Below are 17,923 nucleotides of genomic sequence, written 5' to 3' on the forward strand. Positions count from 1 at the left end.
AAAGCACGAGACTGCCGAGTGGCCTGACAGCTGTCAATCGGCAGTTGGGAGTGGCCTCAGGCCGACATGGCTCAATTGCCCCGGTAGGTCGAAAACCCATACGGGCTGAGCAGCAGCGGAATGTGGTAGTGCGGCACGCTGCCGTCCACCTCGAAGATCACTGGCACCTCCGGGAAGAAGGTCTGGGTGTGGTGCTGCTGGAACCACTCGCCGGTCTTGAAGGTGACGCGGTAGGTGCCTTTCTCCAGCGCCTTGCCTTCCGGGTACAGCGCCGGAATGCGCCCCTGCTGGTTGGTGACGCCCTGGTTGAGCAGTTGCCAGTTCTGCCCGGTCCGTTTTTCCAGGGTCACGTTCACCGCAGCGGAGGGCAGGCCGTCCTGCAGGTTGAGCACATGGACGCTGAGCGGGTTGGTGTCGGCCAGGGCCAGGCTGGACAGGCCGCAGAGCAGGGCGCCGGCCAGCAGGGTTTGCAGTGCTTTCATGTTGATTCTCCGGGTCATTGAAGTGTGGGCATTACGTGAGCGATGGCCTTGAGTGCGCAGCCTTCGTCTTCGGCGGCGCCGCCTGAGCCGGCGACACCGAGCGCGCCGATCACCTGATCGCCAACCTTCAGCGGTACGCCACCGCCGAGCAGCAACAGCTCGCCCAGGGTGTTGAGGTTGGCGGCTTCGGGGTTGTTGCGCGCCCGTTCGGCCAGCAGGCGGGTCGGGGTCTTGGTCGACAGCGCGGTGTAGGCCTTGCGCTGCGCTGCCAGGGTGTTGTGCGGGCCGACGTTGTCGTCACGTTGCACCGCGACCAGGTTGCCGCCACGGTCGACCACCGCTGCCACGCCAGTGCGTCCTTCGGCATGACAGGCGGCCAGGGTGGCGTCGAGCAGGGCGTTGGCCAGCGGCAGGGTCATGTCCGGGCGGTTGGTTACGGGCGGCGCCGCGAAGGCGTTGGCGCCCAGCAGGGCGAGGGTGGAAAAGGCGAGAGTGCGAAGCGGCATGCCGGTCTCCTTGGGCAGGCTCTGTCGAGCGGATGCCGGCATGCTGCACAAGCCCGGATGTCAGACAGATTGCGTACGCATTACGAAGTTGTAATGCCGGTAGCAGGGCAAAACGCCTAGGCTATGCGCAACGATGGGAGGACACGCATGCGCATTCTGGTGGTTGAAGACGAGGCCAAGACCGCCGACTACCTGAGCAAGGGCCTGGGCGAGTCGGGCTATACCGTTCAGGTCGCCCGCAATGGCCTGGACGGCCAGCATTGGGTGCAGGAGTTCGACTTCGACCTGATCATTCTCGACGTGATGCTGCCCGGCCTGGATGGCTGGCAGCTGTTGCAGATCATTCGCCGCCGCTGCGCCACGCCGGTGTTGTTCCTGACCGCCCGCGACGCCGTGCAAGACCGGGTCAAGGGCCTGGAGCTGGGCGCCGATGACTACCTCATCAAGCCCTTTTCCTATGCCGAGCTGCTGGCGCGGGTGCGCACCTTGCTGCGTCGTGGGCCGCCACGGGAGACCGAGCACTTCCAGGTTGCCGACCTGCAGCTGGACCTGTTGCAGCGCAAGGTCAGCCGTGCGGGTGAACGCATCAACCTGACCAACAAGGAGTTCGCCTTGCTGCACTTGCTGCTCAGCCGTCAGGGCGAGGTGCTGTCGCGGGCGTTGATCGCCTCGCATGTGTGGCAGATGAACTTCGACAGCGACACCAACGTGGTGGACGTCGCCATTCGCCGCCTGCGGGCCAAGGTCGACGACCCGTACCAGCCTCGCCTGATCCATACCGTACGCGGCATGGGCTACAAGCTGGACCTGCAGCCATGAGGCTGTGGCCGCACACCCTGAGCCTGCGCCTGGCGCTGCTGTTCGCCCTGTCCAGCGTCGCGCTGCTCGGTGCGGTGGCCAGCTACCTGTACCACTCGCTGGAAAAGGAGATCCGCTGGCGCGATGACCAGGCCCTGCTGGGGCGCCTGCAACACATGCAGGCGCTGCTCGACGACGCCGACAGCATCGAGACCCTGCGCGCCCGCCCGCGCCTGTACCAGAACATGCTCGGCAACCGCGACAGCGTGCTGTGGATCGTCGATGGTCAGGGCCAGCGCCTGATCGAGGTCAATCCGGCGGGCCTTGCCATGCCGAGCCTGGCGCCCGCCGCCGTGCCGCGCCTGGCCGATGCGCCGGCCAACCCGTCGCTGCGCCTGGCCTGGCTCGACGTGCCGCGCGGTGGGCAGACACTGCGCCTTATCGCCGGTAAACGCAGCGACGAGCGCGAGCAGATGCTCGCCGCCTACCGCATGAAAGTCTGGATGGCACTGTCTGTGGCCGCCGTGCTGGCCTTTGTCATCGGCTGGCTGATCAGCCAGCGTGGCCTGCGCCCGGTGCGTGCGTTGGCGCGCCAGGCTGCGGGCATCGACGTGCGCAGCCTGCATGTGCGCCTTGATGGCTTTGGCCAGGTGGCCGAGCTGAGCGCCCTCAGCGAGTCACTGAACCAGATGCTGCTGCGCCTGGAGCAGGGCTTCATACAACTGTCGCGGTTCTCCGAAGACCTGGCCCACGAGATGCGTACGCCGCTGAGCAACCTCATGGGCCAGACCCAGCAGGCCCTGGACCGCGAGCGCCCGGTGGCTGAATACCAGGACCTGCTGGTCTCCAACCTGGAGGAGTACGAGCGTCTGGCGCGGATGGTCGACAGCATGCTGCTGCTGGCCCGCTGCGAGCAGCCGCGCAGCCTGTTGCAGCGCCAGAGCGTGGATCTGTACGGGCTGGCGGAGCAGCTTTGCGATTACTTCGAGGGCATGGCCGAGGACCGCGACATTCAACTGCTCAACCACTGCCACGGCCAGCTGATCGCCGAACCTGCTCTGCTGCGTCGCGCGCTGGCCAACCTGCTGGCCAACGCCCTGCGCTACGCCGCACCGTCCAGCCCGGTGACCCTGGCCACGCACCTTGTGGGCAGCACCCTGGAGATCAGCGTACACAACCTCGGCGAGCCGATCGGCGCCCAGCACCTACCGCACCTGTTCGAGCGCTTCTACCGCTGCGACCCCTCACGCCAGCAGCCTGACGACACCGGCGGCCTGGGCCTGGCCATCGTCCGCTCGATCATGCAGGCGCATGGCGGGCAGGTACGGGTGGCCAGTGATGCGCGGGGGACGGTGTTTACCCTGGTGTTTGCGCTGAATGGTTAGCGCCAGAGCCGCGCATCACCTGAATGGCGCGCCCAGCAGGCCGATGATCACGGCATGGGTGGCAATCGCCGGCACCGTGCCGCGTTTCAGGCGAACGAAGGCGCACAGAAGGCCTTCGATGAAGGTGAACAGCAGGATCGGCCAGCCGATGTCGGTGAGCACGAAGGCGAGGTAGGCATGGCAGGCGCTGAAGGCGACGGCGCTGCCCAGTGCTGCCTTGCAGGGGCCCATTTGCTGTTCCAGAGATCCTTGCAGCATGCCGCGAAACAGCACTTCCTCCAGGGCATTGCCGCCCATTGCCAGTAGCGCGAAACCCGCCAGCCAGGTCAACGAGCCGACCTCCAGTCCTAGATACAGCCGCAAGGGCAGGCCCATGACGCAGCCTGCGGCAATGCCCATTACGATGCCACCCAGGCGAGGCCCCTTGAAGCCGACTACTGACCGCCAGCATTCCGGGAGCAGCCGCGCCAACAGCGCGATCACGCCCAGAGAAGCCAGGCCCAGCGCTGCCAGTACCGCAGGATCGTGATGAAAACGCAGCGGTTCGGCACCGCCGAGCGACCATAAGCCACTGGGGGTCATCAGGTCGCGGGTGAACATGAAGGCGATGATCAGGACCAGCAGGCGGTGGCTGGTCTGCGTACGTGGCGTCAGAGCCAGCCACGCCGTGAACAGAGCGAGGGCCGGGATAAGGCGACCGAAGTAAACCAGCAAGGCGTCCATGCGCGAGGCTCGTTCGTGAGTGAGGGCGGCGAGTGTAGCAGGGGGGGAATGTGGCGGTGTTGAGGGGTAGCGCTTCATAGCCAACACACAAGAAAAAGCGCCATGCAGTCTTCTGTCGAGTATCCTGCGCGGCCATTCAAGGATGAGGGGTTTAGCCATGCGTGAAAGACAATCGGCGCGGCTGCTGGTGGTCAATCCGGCCAACGAGGTGCTGCTGTTTCACTTCCGCCACACCGACGATGCACTGGCCGGGCAGAGCCATTGGGCCACGCCGGGTGGTGGTTTGGAGGTGGGTGAGAGCTTCGAAGCGGCGGCCATTCGCGAGCTGTTCGAGGAAACCGGTATCCGCGTCGACAGCGTTGAGGCGCCGGTAGGGTTCAGGCGGTTTCCGATGATGCTGCCCAGTGGCGAGCAGGTGATTTCGGTCGAGCGCTACTTCCTGGTGCGGGTCAGCGATGAAGTGCTGAGCCGTTCGGGATGGACGGCCCATGAGCAGCGGGTGATGGCCGAGCATCGCTGGTGGTCGGTGTCAGAACTACGTGCCACGGCGGAGCAGGTGTGGCCGGAAACCCTGATCCAGATGCTTGAGGCAGCGTCATGCAACGTATCGTGATTCTGGGTAACGCTGGCAGCGGCAAGTCGACCCTGGCCCGCCGCTTGGGCAGGCGGTATGGTTTGCTTGTGGTGCTTTTTCGCAGTGACGCGCAAGTCAATGCATGGTTGGGTACTTTAAAGGTCAGTTAGGTGCTCTTTGGCTTTTGTTGGAGCTTGCTCGCGAACAGGTCAGCAAAGTCCCTGCATCTGTTGTGAACGTGACGCCGTCATTGCGAGCAAGCTCGCTCCCACAAGGTATCGTCTTTAGCTGCAATACTGGTCGGTTAGACCGGGTAGGAGCGCTTCAGCCGCGAAGCAGTCGCATGTTCACGACAGATGCAGGGAATTTCCTGGCGCTTTCGCGGCTAAAGCCGCTCCCACCGGGCCACATGCCGCTTAAGCGAACAGTATTGGCGTTAGCCGCAATACTGTTCGCTTAAGCGCTTTGCGGCTTGGTGGCGAGCTTGCTCGCGAAAAGCGGGCAAAGTCGCTGAATTTGCTGTGAACGTGACGCCGCCTTCGCGAGCAAGCTCGCTCCCACGGGCTAACTGACCAGTATTGGCGTTAGCCGCGACGGGGTCGGCTGCAGCGCCAAGGCTTTTCATTCGTCATTCAGGAGCAAGGTCCGGTGAACGACCACTATCAAGGCAGTTGCCTTTGCCAGTCGATCCGCTATGAGTTACTCAGCTCGCCCAGGGCCGTCAGCCACTGCCACTGCGGGCAGTGCCGCAAGGGCCACGGTGCGATGTTCGCCAGTTATGGCAGCGTACCGCGTGAGGCCTTGCGCATCGTCGTGGGGATGGAAAACCTCACTGCCTTCGACTCATCGCCGACGGTGCGCCGCGCGTTCTGCTCGCGCTGCGGTTCGACGCTGTTCTGGTCGCGGACCGAGGGTGAGTTCGCTGATTGGGTGTCTGTCGCATTGGGCACCCTGGATACGCCGTTCACGCCGACCAAGCAGAAGCATGTGTACGCCCCCGAAGGGCAGCCCTGGTATCTGGAAGCGCCGCACGACTGAACGCCTGCCCGTCAGGAATGTGAAGAGGCGGGCAAATACAGCGGCAACACGTTAGGCTCATGGCTTTGCGAGCCTGGACCTGCCGTGTCATGACTGCCTTCTATCTCAAGCTGTTCATCACTCCCGCGCTGATGTGGGCGATTTCCTCGGCTTCGCGGCGCTGGGGTACGCAGCTCGGCGGACTGTTGTCCGGCCTGCCGGTGACCTCCGCGCTGGTGATGCTGTTTCTCAGTCTGGAGCAGGGCAGCGCCTTCGTGGCCCGGGCGGTGCCCGGTGCACTGGCCGGGCTGGCGGCGATCCAGGCGACCTATCTGTTCTATTTCCTGGTCACGCGTCGGGTGCCGGCGCTGCTCGGTTGCCTGGCGGGGCTGGGTTTCTATGCGCTCACGGCCTGGGCGATCAGCCGCCTGGGCGGTGTGGCGCTGCCGGTGCTGATCACCTTGCTGCTGGTGACGGCCATCGTCATCGTCACCGCTCGGCAGCCCACGCCACCTGCGGCATCCGGCCCGGTGGTGCTGCCACGCTGGGTCATCCCGATGCGCATGCTGGCCGCCACTGGGCTGCTGCTGGCGATCACCGCCAGCGCCGAATGGCTCGGACCGACCGCCAGCGGCCTGGTAGCGCCGATTCCGGTGATTGCCTGGCCGCTGATGGTCTTCGCCCATGTTCAGGGTGGCCGGCATGAACTGGCCGCCGTGGTGCGCGGCAACGCCATCGGCGCCGTGGGGGTGGTGGGCTTCTACCTGATGCTGGCGCACGGTGTACTGGCCTGGGGGGCGCTGCCGTCGATCGGCGTGGCGGTGCTGCTGGCGGTGCTGATCACCTTCGGTCTCGCCAAGGCAGTCAACAGAGGCTGACCCGGGGTGCTCAGGGGGGCGTCACGGGGTTGCAGGTCAAGGTCGCTTCGCCATGGCGCCGCCATTACCATAGCGGCCCCTGAAACGGCATGCTGGCGAGCCTCTTGCCCAGCCATTGCATAGCTCAAGCCTTGGGCATGCCGCTTTGAATGAATTGTGACTAATGTGTATTTTGGTCACTTGAGCAGCTCAGCACGGAGTCCAGCAGTCGCATGAACGATAATCTCAGCCCGCCAGCGCCACGCGGTCCGTCCGACCATGGCGTACGCGAACAGGTCATCGAGGCAGCCACTCGCTACTTTGGCCACTACGGTTACGAAAAGACCACGGTCTCGGACCTGGCCAAGGCCATCGGTTTTTCCAAGGCCTACATCTACAAGTTCTTCGATTCCAAGCAGGCCATCGGCGGGGTGATCTGCAGCAACCGCCTGGCGATGATCATGCAGGTCGTGGATGCCGCGATAGCCGATGCCCCCACCGCCTCGGAGCGTCTAAGACGGCTGTTTCGCTCGATTACCGAGGCTGGCAGCGAGCTGTTTTTCCATGACCGGAAGCTCTATGACATCGCTGCGGTGGCCTCTCGCGAGCAGTGGCCCTCGGTGCAGGGGCATGAACAGCGCATTCGCGGGCTGATCCAGCAGATCCTCCTGGAAGGGCGTGAAAGTGGCGAGTTCGAGCGCAAGACGCCGCTGGATGAAACCACCAATGCCATCTACCTGGTCATGCGCCCGTACGTCAGCCCGGCGCAGCTGCAATACAACCTCGATTCGGCACCTGAGGCGGCGGTGCAATTGTCGGCTTTGATCTTGCGCAGCCTTGCACCGTGAAAAGTTGTGACCGTTGACAGATTTGGTCACTGGTTTGAGAATGGGTTCCTCGTATTGCTCTCGAGTAGGAATCCATGCGCCTTCTTGCCGCCATTGCCGCTTGTACGCTGCCCCTCGCCCTGGTGGCTTGTGGTGAGTCCTCTGTCAGCCGGGACCCACGCACTGCACCGCCGCTGGTAAAAACCGCGGCGGTCAGCTTGTCTGCCGAGACGGCCCGCTCGTTCACCGGTGTCGTGGTGGCGCGTACTCAGAGCGACCTGGCTTTTCGGGTTGCCGGCAAAGTGCTGGAGCGGCTGGTGGACACGGGTCAGAGCGTGCGCCGTGGCCAACCCCTGGCGCGTCTGGACCCCATCGATCTGCAACTGCAGGCGCGTGCCCAGCAGGAGGCGGTCGCCTCGGCGCAGGCCCGCGCCCGGCAAACGGCGGATGATGAGGCGCGTTACCGTAACCTGGTGGCCGCTGGGGCGGTCTCGGCCTCGTTCTACGATCAGATCAAGGCGGCAGCCGAGGCCGCTCGGGCGCAGTTGAGCGCTGCCCAGGCGCAGGCCGACGTGGCGCGCAATGCCAGCAGTTACGCGGTGCTGCTGGCCGATGCCGACGGGGTGGTGATGGACACCCTGGCCGAGCCGGGCCAGGTGGTCGCGGCGGGGCAGCCGGTGATCCGCCTGGCCCGCGCCGGGCAGCGCGAGGCGCTGGTGCACCTGCCCGAGACGCTGCGCCCGGCGACCGGGTCCAGCGCCCAGGCGCGTCTCTATGGCCAGCCAGGCCAGGCCGTAATGGCGCGATTGCGCTTGCTCTCGGATGCCGCCGACAGCGCGACGCGCACGTTCGAGGCCCGCTATGTGCTCGACGGCCCGCTGGCCAATGCCCCCCTGGGCGCCACGGTCAGCCTGGATATCGTCGCCGACAGCCCGGCGTTAGAGCTGCTGCAGGTGCCTATCGCCGCCTTGCATGACCCCGGCCAGGGGCCGGGCGTGTGGATCGTGACAGGCGACCCGGCCAAGGTCAGCTGGCGTCCGGTGCAGGTGCTCGGGCTGGGTGACGAGACGGCGCGGGTCAGTGGTGCGCTGAAGGTCGGCGAGTCGGTGGTGGCACTGGGTGCGCATTTGCTGCGCGAAGGCGAAGAGGTGCGTCTGGCAGCGGTCCAGACGCTCAGCGTCGCCGAGGGTCGGCCATGAGCGACGGACGTTTCAACCTGTCGGCGCTGGCGGTGCGCGAGCGCTCGATCACCCTGTTTCTCATCGTGCTGATCGGCGTGGCCGGCGTGCTGGCCTTCTTCAAGCTCGGGCGCGCTGAAGATCCACCCTTTACGGTCAAGCAACTCACGGTGATCAGCGCCTGGCCTGGGGCCACCGCGCAGCAGATGCAGGACCTGGTGGCCGAACCGCTGGAAAAGCGCCTGCAAGAGCTGAAGTGGTACGACCGTAGCGAAACCTACACCCGGGCCGGGCTGGCCTTCACCATGCTATCGCTGCTCGACAAGACGCCACCGGGCGAGGTGCAGGAGCAGTTCTATCAGGCGCGCAAGAAGCTCGGCGACGAAGCCCGCAACCTGCCGGCCGGGGTCATCGGGCCGATGATCAACGACGAGTTTGCCGACGTGACCTTCGCGCTGTTCGCCCTCAAGGCCCAGGGCGAGCCGCAACGTCAGCTGGTGCGCGAGGCGGAAACCCTGCGCCAGCGGCTGCTGCATGTGCCTGGGGTCAAGAAGGTCAACATCATCGGCGAACAGGCCGAGCGCATCTTCGTGTCGTTTTCCCATGATCGCCTGGCCACGTTGGGCGTGGCACCGCAGGACATCTTCGCCGCCCTCAACGGGCAGAACGCCCTGACCCCGGCCGGTTCCATCGAGACTCAGGGGCCGCAGGTGGTGCTGCGTCTGGACGGTGCCTTCGATCAGCTGGCGCAGATCCGCAATACGCCGATCAATGTGCGTGGGCGTACCCTGAAACTCGCCGACCTAGCCAGCGTCGAGCGCGGCTATGAAGACCCGGCGGCCTTTAGGGTGCGCAATGGCGGCGAGCCGGCGCTGCTGCTTGGCGTGGTGATGCGCGAGGGCTGGAACGGCCTGGCCCTGGGCAAGGCGCTGGAGGCCGAAAGCACGGCAATCAACGCCGAGCTGCCGCTGGGCATGAGCCTGAGCAAGGTCACCGACCAGGCGGTGAACATCAGCTCGGCGGTCGACGAATTCATGATCAAGTTCTTCGTCGCCTTGCTGGTGGTGATGCTGGTGTGCTTCCTCAGCATGGGCTGGCGCGTGGGCGTGGTGGTGGCGGCCGCTGTGCCGCTGACCCTGGCCATGGTCTTCGTGGTGATGGCCGCCACCGGCAAGAACTTCGACCGCATCACCCTGGGGTCGCTGATTCTCGCCCTGGGCTTGCTGGTGGACGACGCCATCATCGCCATCGAGATGATGGTGGTGAAAATGGAGGAGGGCTATGACCGCCTGCGTGCCTCGGCCTATGCCTGGAGCCACACCGCCGCACCGATGCTGTCGGGGACCCTGGTCACCGCCGTGGGCTTCCTGCCCAACGGTTTCGCCCAGTCGACCGCCGGCGAGTACACCAGCAACATGTTCTGGATCGTCGGCATCGCGCTGATCGCCTCCTGGCTGGTGGCGGTGGCCTTCACCCCGTACCTGGGGGTCAAGCTGCTGCCGGACATCGCCAGGGTCGAGGGCGGACATGCGGCCATCTACGACACCCCGCGCTACAACCGTTTCCGCCGGGTGCTGACGAAGGTCATTGCGCGCAAGTGGCTGGTCGCCGGGGCGGTGCTGGGCCTCTTCGTGACCGCCGTGCTGGGCATGGGCGCGGTGAAAAAGCAGTTCTTTCCGACCTCCGACCGCCCCGAGGTGCTGGTGGATATCCAGTTGCCCTATGGCAGCGCCATCGAGAAGACCCAGGCCGCCGCCATCAAGGTCGAGGCCTGGCTGCGCGAGCAGCAGGAGGCGCAGATCGTCACCACCTACATCGGCCAGGGTCCGCCGCGCTTTTTCCTGGCCATGGCGCCGGAACTGCCCGACCCGTCGTTTGCCAAGATCGTGGTGCTGACCTCCGGCGAGCAGGCCCGCGAAGTGCTCAAGCAGCGCTTGCGCCAAGCAGTGGCCGAAGGCCTGGCCGCCGAGGCGCGGGTGCGCGTCGCGCAACTGGTGTTCGGCCCGTACTCACCGTACCCGGTGGCCTATCGGGTGATGGGGCCGGACCCGATGCGCCTGCGCGAGATCGCCAGCCAGGTGCAGGACGTGCTGCTGGCCAGCCCGATGATGCGCACCGTCAACATGGATTGGGGGCCGCGCGTGCCGACCCTGCACTTCAGCCTCGATCAGGACCGCCTGCAGGCGGTGGGCCTGAGCTCCGCCGAGGTGGCGCAGCAGCTGCAGTTCCTGTTGTCCGGCGTGCCGATCACCGCCGTGCGCGAAGACATTCGTTCGGTGCAGGTGACCGGGCGTGCCGCCGGCGACGTGCGTCTGGACCCGGCGAGGATCGCTGACTTCACCCTGGCCGGCGCGAACGGCCAGCGCATCCCGCTGGCCCAGGTCGGTGAGGTCGAGGTGCGCATGGAAGACCCGTTGCTGCGCCGTCGCGACCGCACGCCGACCCTGACGGTGCGGGGTGACATCGACGAAGCCTTGCAGCCGCCGGATGTCTCCGCTGCGCTGTGGAAAGACCTGCAACCGCTGATCGCGCGCCTGCCGGCCGGCTACCGCATCGAGATGGCCGGTTCCATCGAAGAGTCGGGCAAGGCCAGCCAGGCGATCCTGCCGCTGCTGCCGATCATGATCGCGGTGACCCTGCTGATCATCATCCTCCAGGTGCGCTCGATCTCGGCCATGGTCATGGTGTTCCTCACCTCGCCGCTGGGGTTGATCGGTGTGGTGCCGGTGCTGCTGCTGTTCCAGCAGCCCTTCGGTATCAATGCGCTGGTCGGGCTGATCGCCCTGTCGGGGATTCTGATGCGCAACACCCTGATCCTGATCGGCCAGATTCACCAGAACCAGCACGACGGCCTGGATCCCTTCAAGGCGGTCATCGAGGCCACGGTGCAGCGCGCCCGGCCGGTATTGCTCACCGCGCTGGCAGCGATCCTGGCGTTCATCCCGCTGACCCATTCGGTGTTCTGGGGAACCCTGGCCTACACCCTGATCGGCGGCACCCTGGTGGGAACGGCGATGACCCTGGTGTTCCTGCCGGCGATGTACGCGATCTGGTTTCGCATCCGCCCACAGGGTGAACGCGGCCAAGACAAACAGGTTCGAGTTGAGTGACGACGAGGAAATGGCAATGAACAATCAGCAGCACACACGCATCGTGGTCACCGGCATGGGCCTGGTCAGCCCCTTGGGGTGTGGCGTCGAACACGCCTGGCAGCGCCTGCTGGCCGGGCAGTCGGGCATCGTTCGGCTGCCTGAGCACTTCACCGAGGGCACTGGCGTCAGCGTCGGCGGGCAGGTGCCGGAGCTGGCCGACGACCCGCTGGCTGGCTACAACCCGGACGCGGTGATCCCGCCCAAGGAGCGCAAGAAGATGGACCGCTTCATCGAGTTCGCCCTGGTGGCCGCCGACGAAGCCTTGCGCCAGGCCGGCTGGCAGCCGCAGGGTGAGGCCGAGCAGCAGCGCACTGCGACCCTCATCGCTTCGGGCGTGGGGGGCTTCGGGGCCATGGCCGAGTCGGTGCGCACCACCGACCAGCGCGGCCCGCGACGCCTGTCGCCGTTCACCGCACCGTCGTTCCTGGCCAACATGGCGGCTGGCAACGTGTCGATCCGCCATGGCTTCAAGGGGCCGCTGGGCGCGCCGGTTACCGCCTGCGCCGCAGGCGTGCAGGCGATTGGCGATGCGGCGCGCATGATCCGCAGCGGTGAAGCGGACATCGCCCTGTGCGGCGGCAGCGAGGCGGCCATTGATCGTGTCACCCTCGGCTGCTTCGCCGCCGCGCGTGCGCTGTCCACCTCTGCCGACCCGCAGCAGGCCTCGCGGCCGTTCGACCGTGAGCGTGACGGTTTCGTCATGGCCGAAGGCGCCGGGCTGCTGGTCATCGAGTCGCTGGAGCATGCCCTGGCGCGCGGGGCGACCCCGCTGGCCGAGCTGGTGGGCTATGGCACCAGCGCCGATGCCTATCACCTCACCGCCGGCCCGGAAGATGGCAATGGTGCCCGGCGGGCCATGCAGGCGGCCTTGCAGCAAGCCGGCGTGAGTGCTGCCGAGGTGCAACACATCAATGCCCATGCAACCTCCACGCCGGTCGGCGACAAGGGTGAACTGGCGGCCATTGGTGCGCTGTTCGGCACCGGCAGCGGCGTGGCGATCAGTTCGACCAAGTCGGCCACCGGCCACCTGCTGGGCGCCGCTGGCGGCATCGAGGCGATCTTCACCGTGCTGGCGCTGCGTGACCAGGTGGTGCCGCCCACCCTGAACCTGCAGCAGCCCGACGAGGCCGCCGCAGGCCTGGAGCTGGTGGCCCTTGAAGCGCGGCACATGGCGATCACTCATGCCCTGTCGAACGGCTTCGGTTTCGGCGGGGTCAACGCCAGCGTGCTGTTCCGCCGTTGGGAGGGGGCCTGATGAACACCGCCCTGGAGACCGCCGCCCGCAACGCCGAGCGCGCTGACGGGCCGACCCTGAATGGCCGGATCATCGCGCTGCTGGCTGGCCTGTCGGCGCTGAGCATTCTGTCCACCAACATCATCATCCCGGCTTTCCCGGACATGGGCGCGCAACTGGGCGTGTCAGCCCGCGAGCTGGGCCTGACCCTGTCGAGCTTCTTTCTCACCTTCGCCCTGGCGCAACTGCTGGTCGGACCCCTGGCTGACCGCCATGGCCGCCAGCGCCTGGTGTTGGGCGGGTTGCTGCTGTTCGTGATCGGTACCGCAGTGGGCGGCAGTGCGGCGACCCTGGAGATGCTGATCGTCGGCCGGATCATCCAGGCCCTGGGCATCTGTGCGGCGGCGGTGCTGGCCCGGGCCATTGCCCGCGACCTGTTCGAGGGCGACACCCTGGCCCGCGCGCTGTCGCTGACCATGATCGCCACGGCCATGGCGCCGGGTTTTTCACCGCTGCTGGGCGGGGTGTTGAACGCCACGCTGGGCTGGCGGGCGATCTTCGTCGTCGTGGGCCTGGCGGCGTTGCTCACCGCCTGGTTCTACTGGCGCAGGCTGGGCGAAACCCTGCCGCCGGAAAGTCGTACACGGCTGTCGGCAGGGCAGGTCATCGTCGCTTATCTGCGACTGCTGAGAGACGGGCGGTTCTTCTTCCCGGCGATGGCCGTCAGCCTGCTGATGAGTGGCCTGTTCGCCTCGTTCGCGGCGGCACCGGCCATTCTGATGACCGGCATCGGCCTGTCGTCGCTGCAGGTCGGTTGGTACTTTGCCGCCACGGTGTTCATGGTGTTCGGCAGTGGCCTGGCCGCACCGCGACTGGCACGGCGCTTCGGTGCTCGGACCATCACCACCCTGGGCCTGGCCACCGCGCTGCTGGCGGCCTGCCTGCTGTGGTGGGGGCCCAGCCAGCCGGGCTTGGCCTGGTACAGCACCTCGATGGTGGTGTTTCTCTGTGGCATGGGCCTGGCCAACCCGCTGGGTACCGCCATTGCCATGGGGCCGTTCGGCAAGCAGGCGGGCCTGGCTTCAGCGCTGCTGGGCTTCCTGACCATGGGCTGCGGCGCACTGACCACCTGGCTGGGCTCGGTGCTCAGCTACGCACCGGTTACCACGCTGGGCGCTACCCAGGCTGCGGTCTGCCTGCTGGGCCTGGGGCTGTTCGTCATCGGCTCGTTGCAGGCGCGCTGACTACCAGCGCGGCTGCAGTATGCGGATGGCCAGCAGCTCTTCCTTGGCCTGGGCCGCGGCGCCGTAGGACAGCAGCAGGTTGATGAGTCGCTGGGTGTCGAGCCACTGCCCACGGTATTCCAGGCCGGGTATCGACAGCTGCACCTGGGGTCGCCGCGCGTGCCGCACACGCGCTTTCGGCTGCAGGGCGCCGAAGGCGTTGTGGCAGGAGGGCAGGGAGGTGCCTTCACGCAAGGTGAGGGTGATGCTCAGTTGGCGGCCTCCCTTGACCCGTGCCTGAACGATGTCGCGCAACGCCAGCTCGCTATCAAGGTTGCGAAACCACAGGCTGTTCGGGGTCAGACGCAGCAGCGGCTGGCGGCTCGCATGGCGCTGTTGCCAGAGACCGGCGCAGAAGAACAGGCCGCAGACCACGAAAGCGCCGCCCAGCAGGCGGCTGTTCGCCTCACCCAGGCACAGGCCGCCCAGCACGAACATCAACAAGGTGACGCACAGCAGCCGTCGCTGCACGCGGCGGGTCAGCACCAGGGTGGTGATGTCTGGCACGGCGGCCAGCACGCGCTGGCGCTCGGCGGCGGCGAGGTGCAGCTGTTCCACGCTATGCTGTGCGAACGCCTCGGTCAGGGACTCGGCCATGTCGAACAGACGGGCATCGCGGCAGATCATGCAGGGGCTCCGTGTCGAGGGGTGTCCTCCGCCGGTTGCCAGGTCCCGGTCAGTTGCGCGAACCACTGGCGGTCGGCATCGGTGGGTTGGCGAGTGGCTTCGGCCAGCAGCGGCTCGTCCAGTGCGATGTCCAGCGCCACCAGGCGCTGCTGGGTAGGCGGATGGGTGTCGAACGGGTGGGCCAGGGCCTGCGCCATGAGGCTCTGGTCGAGACTTGGCGGTGTATGCCGCAAGTGTTCGCTCAGCGCCTGGACCAGGTTGCCCTGGCGGCCCTCGCCCAGCAGCTGGTCGATGACCCGGTCGAGGGCGATGACTCGCAGCAGGGCCTGGCAGAACAGTCGCTCGCCGGCGACTTCGGCGCCCGCGCGGTCCGCCAGCAGTTCCTGGGCGCGGCGCCAGTGATGCACCGCCACCTGGAAGTGATGCAGGAATTCCCCGGCCAGCCACATGACCGGGCGTTCGAACCAGCCCGGCGGGTGGCCGTCGTCGTCCAGCAGGCTGGCGAAATGCACGGACATCAGCCTGAACTGCGCCGACACCTCGCTGCTGCGCTCCGTGTCCTGGTGGCGGAAATGCCCCAGTTCGTGGCCGATGATGGCCGCGCTTTCCGCCTGGCTCATTGAGGACAGGTAGGTCAGTGGCAGGTACAGGGTGCGTCCGCTCAGTTGTTCGCCGCTGGGTTGCAGCAGCACCGGCACGCTGGTGACGAAGAACGACTGGTCGATACCGACCACGATGTGCTCAGGTCTGGGGGCGCCGACCCGCTCGGCCAGTGCCTCTACCCAGCGCCACACCTGAGGCATCTGTTCGCGTGTCAGGCGGCGGCCGAGGAAGCTCGACCCCGGCTCACCCAGGGCCTGCCAGCGCTGGCGCAGGCGCTGGACCAGGCGGGCGCCGATGAGCAACCCGGAGACCACCGGTATGCCGAAGATGAGGATGGTCCAGCCGCCGTCCTTGAGGTGGTTCCAGCCCCAGTGCAGCTCGTAGAGCAATCCACAGCCCAGCGACATCACCAGCAACCCGACATAGGCACTCAACCAGCGGCCCAGCGCCTGCCAGCTGCTGGCCAGGTGCTCGTGCAGGAAGTCTTGCGAGCGACGCGCGCGCCAGGCATCCAGGCGCAGTTTCAGCCAGCAGGCCGGGCCGACCAGCAGTGCGGCGACCGCCAGCCAGTAGCTGAGCGTGGCCATCGGGTAATCGCCTCGATGATTTTGCAGGGTGCTCCATGTCATCAGCGCCAGGGGCACGAGCCACATGGGCAGGAACCAGCGCCAGCGGTTCATGGCTGCGCCGCCTTGGCGGGCGCGACCGGGCGTGCGGTTCGGGTGTTTGTGAGGCAGGCGTCTGGCCGACCTCGCGATGATCGAGCGAAGGCGGGCATCGGAGTATCCGAGCAAGGGATGGCACGCTATTGAAGTACCCCGTCGTGGTGCTGCCAAGCGCCTTGGCCGCCGGGCACAACAATCGGGCCAGTGATCACAAGCCGCGCACTCAGCGGGGTCGGTCGCGGCTCTGCACCGACAGCTCCAGCGCCTGTTGCATGTCGAGGCGCGCTGAACGACCGACATCCGGGTCATCCAGGCGATGCTGGCGCTCCGACGGCAGGATCGGCGCGGTGAGGTCTTCGGCATCCACCGGTTCGAAGTCGTAGTTGGCGCCGATCGGCAGCGAGCTGCGGCGCAGCAGGGTGCGCAGTTGCGCCGGTTGCAGTTGCGGATTGATCGACAGCATCGCCGCGACGATACCGGCGACCATGGGCGTGGCATAGGAGGTGCCGCAGTGCACGGCGCCGGTCTGCCCGGCTTCGGTGGTGGAGGCATGGGCACAGGCGGCGGCGGTGATGTCCACGCGGCGGTCGAGGTTCGACGAACGACGCCGTACCGCATAGCCGGGGTCTTGCACGGCCAGGCCGGGGCGTTCGCTGCGCTGGTGGCCGCCGACCACCAGCAGCTGGCTGGTCACGAAGGAGGACGGCAGGCGGTAGTCGTCGGTGCCGGAGAACGACGCGCCGTTGCCGGCGGAATTCACCACCAGCGCGTCCGGATGCTCTTTGCGCAACCACAGGAAGAACTCTTCGAGCAGTTCCTCGTAGCCGCTCATGGCGATGCCCGAGCGCAGCAGCGAGTCCACTTCTTCGCCCTCTACGGTACGCGCGCCGACGCGGTGGATGCCCCAGCTCCAGTTCAGCACCCGCACGCCGTCTTCCACCAGGTTCACCGAGGCGGCGATGTTGGCGGTGATGCCGGCATCGGAATTGCGTTCGACGATCACCTCGAAGCCGCCGGAGGATTTATCCAGCCCGCGCAGCAGGCCGGTGTTGCCGCCGTTGTTCCAGCTGGCGGCGAGGATGCCGGCCACGGTGCTGCCATGGGCGTCGGGCTTGGCCGCATCACGGGCGTACACGCAAGTGCGCGGCACGGCACAGGGGCCGAGGTAGTCGGCGAAGTCGGCGGTGTCGAAGTCCACATCGCGCTCGATCAGGCCGATGCGCACCGGCTGTGGCTGGATCGGCGCCTGGCGGCCGGGGATGCGCCGCTGGTAGTAGTTCACCGCATCGACGAAGCGATTGGCCGCCCATTCGTCCGAGTCGGCGGCAGGTTTTTCCGGTTCTGGTTCCGTTTTCGGGCGTGGTGCGGCGGCCTGCTCGGCTTCTTCGGCGGCGGACTCTTCGATCACCACGGCGTCGACGCTGACCTCGCTGCCCAGGCGCAGCACCAGGGCGTCACGCTGGGTCAGGTCGTGGGCGGGCAAGCGCAACTGGTACAGGTTCAGCGGGGCGATACTGCCCACCACCTGGGCGCCGTATTTGTCCGCCAGGCGCTGCGCCTCCTGACGGCCGTCGTGGCTTTCTTCGATGATCACGCTGACCAGGTCTACATAGGTGGTCAGGCCATCCATGTTTTGCGCCACTTCATCGGGGCGCGCGGCGACCACATGGTTGTTGCCGGTGGTCAGCCATACAGCGTTGCTTTGCCGGGCGCCGTCTTCCAGCCACAGCGGTGCGCTGTGTTGTGCCTGGGCATCGATGCGCAGGCGCAGGGTGTCGCCGTCGCGCTGCACGCTGCTGGCGGGCAATGGCTGGTCGCCCAGCCGGAGGGTGGGCGTGGCGCTGCCCAGGCCGCGCACGCCCAGGCACCAGTCCTGCTGGCGACTGTCCAGCAGGTCGCCGCAGCGGGCCAGGGTTGCCAGGCGCAGGGGTGGTTCGGCAGCGAGGGTGGGGGCGGCCAGCGCGAACAGCGTGGCCAGGGCGACGGGGCGTAAAGGCATGCAAGCGGCGTCC

At 66.7% G+C, this 17,923-nt stretch carries 16 protein-coding genes and 1 pseudogene; 11 read left to right on the forward strand and 6 right to left on the reverse strand.

Annotated features, from left to right (window positions below):
* Nucleotides 1–71 precede the first annotated feature (71 nt).
* Entirely contained in the window at nucleotides 72–482 is a 411-nt protein-coding gene (gene uraH / locus QZ497_RS13530; RefSeq protein ID WP_295475703.1) for a hydroxyisourate hydrolase, read from the reverse strand.
* Nucleotides 483–496: 14 nt separating this feature from the next.
* Nucleotides 497–988 carry a heme-binding protein gene (locus QZ497_RS13535; RefSeq protein WP_295475706.1) on the reverse strand — a complete coding sequence of 164 codons (492 nt, stop codon included), beginning with the start codon at nucleotides 986–988 and terminating at the stop codon, nucleotides 497–499.
* A 147-nt stretch (nucleotides 989–1,135) separates the two neighbouring features.
* On the opposite strand from QZ497_RS13535, the gene QZ497_RS13540 reads away from it, so the two are divergent.
* A complete protein-coding gene (locus QZ497_RS13540; protein WP_295475709.1) occupies nucleotides 1,136–1,807 on the forward strand; it encodes a heavy metal response regulator transcription factor in 672 nt (223 codons plus the stop codon).
* Nucleotides 1,804–3,171, forward strand: a complete 1,368-nt coding sequence (locus QZ497_RS13545) for a heavy metal sensor histidine kinase (RefSeq protein WP_295475712.1) — start codon at nucleotides 1,804–1,806, stop codon at nucleotides 3,169–3,171. The genes QZ497_RS13540 and QZ497_RS13545 overlap by 4 nt, the downstream gene beginning before the upstream one ends.
* Nucleotides 3,172–3,186: 15 nt before the next feature.
* Here QZ497_RS13545 and QZ497_RS13550 read toward each other — a convergent pair whose 3' ends face one another.
* The gene (locus QZ497_RS13550) at nucleotides 3,187–3,894 is read right to left on the reverse strand and encodes a CPBP family intramembrane glutamic endopeptidase (RefSeq protein ID WP_295475715.1); all 708 of its coding nucleotides are present in this window, start codon (nucleotides 3,892–3,894) and stop codon (nucleotides 3,187–3,189) included.
* A 157-nt stretch (nucleotides 3,895–4,051) separates the two neighbouring features.
* On the opposite strand from QZ497_RS13550, the gene QZ497_RS13555 reads away from it, so the two are divergent.
* The 9 genes and pseudogenes from QZ497_RS13555 (at nucleotide 4,052) to QZ497_RS13595 (ending at nucleotide 13,977) form a co-directional block, all read left to right on the forward strand.
* On the forward strand, nucleotides 4,052–4,507 hold the full coding sequence (locus QZ497_RS13555) for an NUDIX domain-containing protein (protein WP_295475717.1): 456 nt from the start codon (nucleotides 4,052–4,054) through the stop codon (nucleotides 4,505–4,507).
* A pseudogene (locus QZ497_RS13560) lies at nucleotides 4,492–4,581 on the forward strand (AAA family ATPase); the annotation flags it as partial. The gene QZ497_RS13555 and the pseudogene QZ497_RS13560, both read left to right, overlap by 16 nt.
* 535 nt (nucleotides 4,582–5,116) lie before the next feature.
* Nucleotides 5,117–5,506, forward strand: coding sequence for a GFA family protein (locus tag QZ497_RS13565; protein ID WP_295475720.1), 390 nt, complete (start codon nucleotides 5,117–5,119; stop codon nucleotides 5,504–5,506).
* A gap of 89 nt (nucleotides 5,507–5,595) precedes the next feature.
* Nucleotides 5,596–6,363 carry a hypothetical protein gene (locus QZ497_RS13570; RefSeq protein WP_295475722.1) on the forward strand — a complete coding sequence of 256 codons (768 nt, stop codon included), beginning with the start codon at nucleotides 5,596–5,598 and terminating at the stop codon, nucleotides 6,361–6,363.
* Nucleotides 6,364–6,575: 212 nt separating this feature from the next.
* The gene (locus QZ497_RS13575; RefSeq protein WP_295475725.1) at nucleotides 6,576–7,190 is read left to right on the forward strand and encodes a TetR/AcrR family transcriptional regulator; all 615 of its coding nucleotides are present in this window, start codon (nucleotides 6,576–6,578) and stop codon (nucleotides 7,188–7,190) included.
* Between the two features lie 74 nt (nucleotides 7,191–7,264).
* Nucleotides 7,265–8,368 (forward strand): efflux RND transporter periplasmic adaptor subunit, encoded by a 1,104-nt coding sequence (locus QZ497_RS13580; protein ID WP_295475728.1) that lies wholly within the window; start codon nucleotides 7,265–7,267, stop codon nucleotides 8,366–8,368.
* Nucleotides 8,365–11,457: an efflux RND transporter permease subunit gene (locus tag QZ497_RS13585; protein ID WP_295475730.1), complete on the forward strand. Its 3,093-nt coding sequence runs from the start codon at nucleotides 8,365–8,367 to the stop codon at nucleotides 11,455–11,457. Before QZ497_RS13580 ends, QZ497_RS13585 begins: the two co-directional genes overlap by 4 nt.
* Before the next feature lie 16 nt (nucleotides 11,458–11,473).
* Entirely contained in the window at nucleotides 11,474–12,754 is a 1,281-nt protein-coding gene (gene fabF / locus QZ497_RS13590) for a beta-ketoacyl-ACP synthase II (protein ID WP_295475733.1), read from the forward strand.
* Complete coding sequence (locus QZ497_RS13595; RefSeq protein WP_295475736.1) at nucleotides 12,754–13,977, forward strand: multidrug effflux MFS transporter; 1,224 nt, start codon at nucleotides 12,754–12,756, stop codon at nucleotides 13,975–13,977. Before fabF ends, QZ497_RS13595 begins: the two co-directional genes overlap by 1 nt.
* On the opposite strand, the gene QZ497_RS13600 is transcribed toward QZ497_RS13595, so the two are convergent.
* The 3 genes from QZ497_RS13600 to QZ497_RS13610 all read right to left on the reverse strand — a co-directional run bounded on the left by QZ497_RS13600 (nucleotide 13,978) and on the right by QZ497_RS13610 (nucleotide 17,910).
* A complete protein-coding gene (locus QZ497_RS13600) occupies nucleotides 13,978–14,643 on the reverse strand; it encodes a hypothetical protein (RefSeq protein ID WP_295475739.1) in 666 nt (221 codons plus the stop codon).
* Nucleotides 14,640–15,926 carry a M48 family metallopeptidase gene (locus tag QZ497_RS13605; protein WP_295475742.1) on the reverse strand — a complete coding sequence of 429 codons (1,287 nt, stop codon included), beginning with the start codon at nucleotides 15,924–15,926 and terminating at the stop codon, nucleotides 14,640–14,642. The genes QZ497_RS13600 and QZ497_RS13605 overlap by 4 nt, the downstream gene beginning before the upstream one ends.
* 208 nt (nucleotides 15,927–16,134) lie before the next feature.
* Nucleotides 16,135–17,910 (reverse strand): S8/S53 family peptidase, encoded by a 1,776-nt coding sequence (locus QZ497_RS13610; protein WP_295475744.1) that lies wholly within the window; start codon nucleotides 17,908–17,910, stop codon nucleotides 16,135–16,137.
* Between the last annotated feature and the right edge of the window lie 13 nt (nucleotides 17,911–17,923).

This window comes from uncultured Pseudomonas sp. (assembly GCF_913777995.1).
GTDB lineage: Bacteria > Pseudomonadota > Gammaproteobacteria > Pseudomonadales > Pseudomonadaceae > Aquipseudomonas.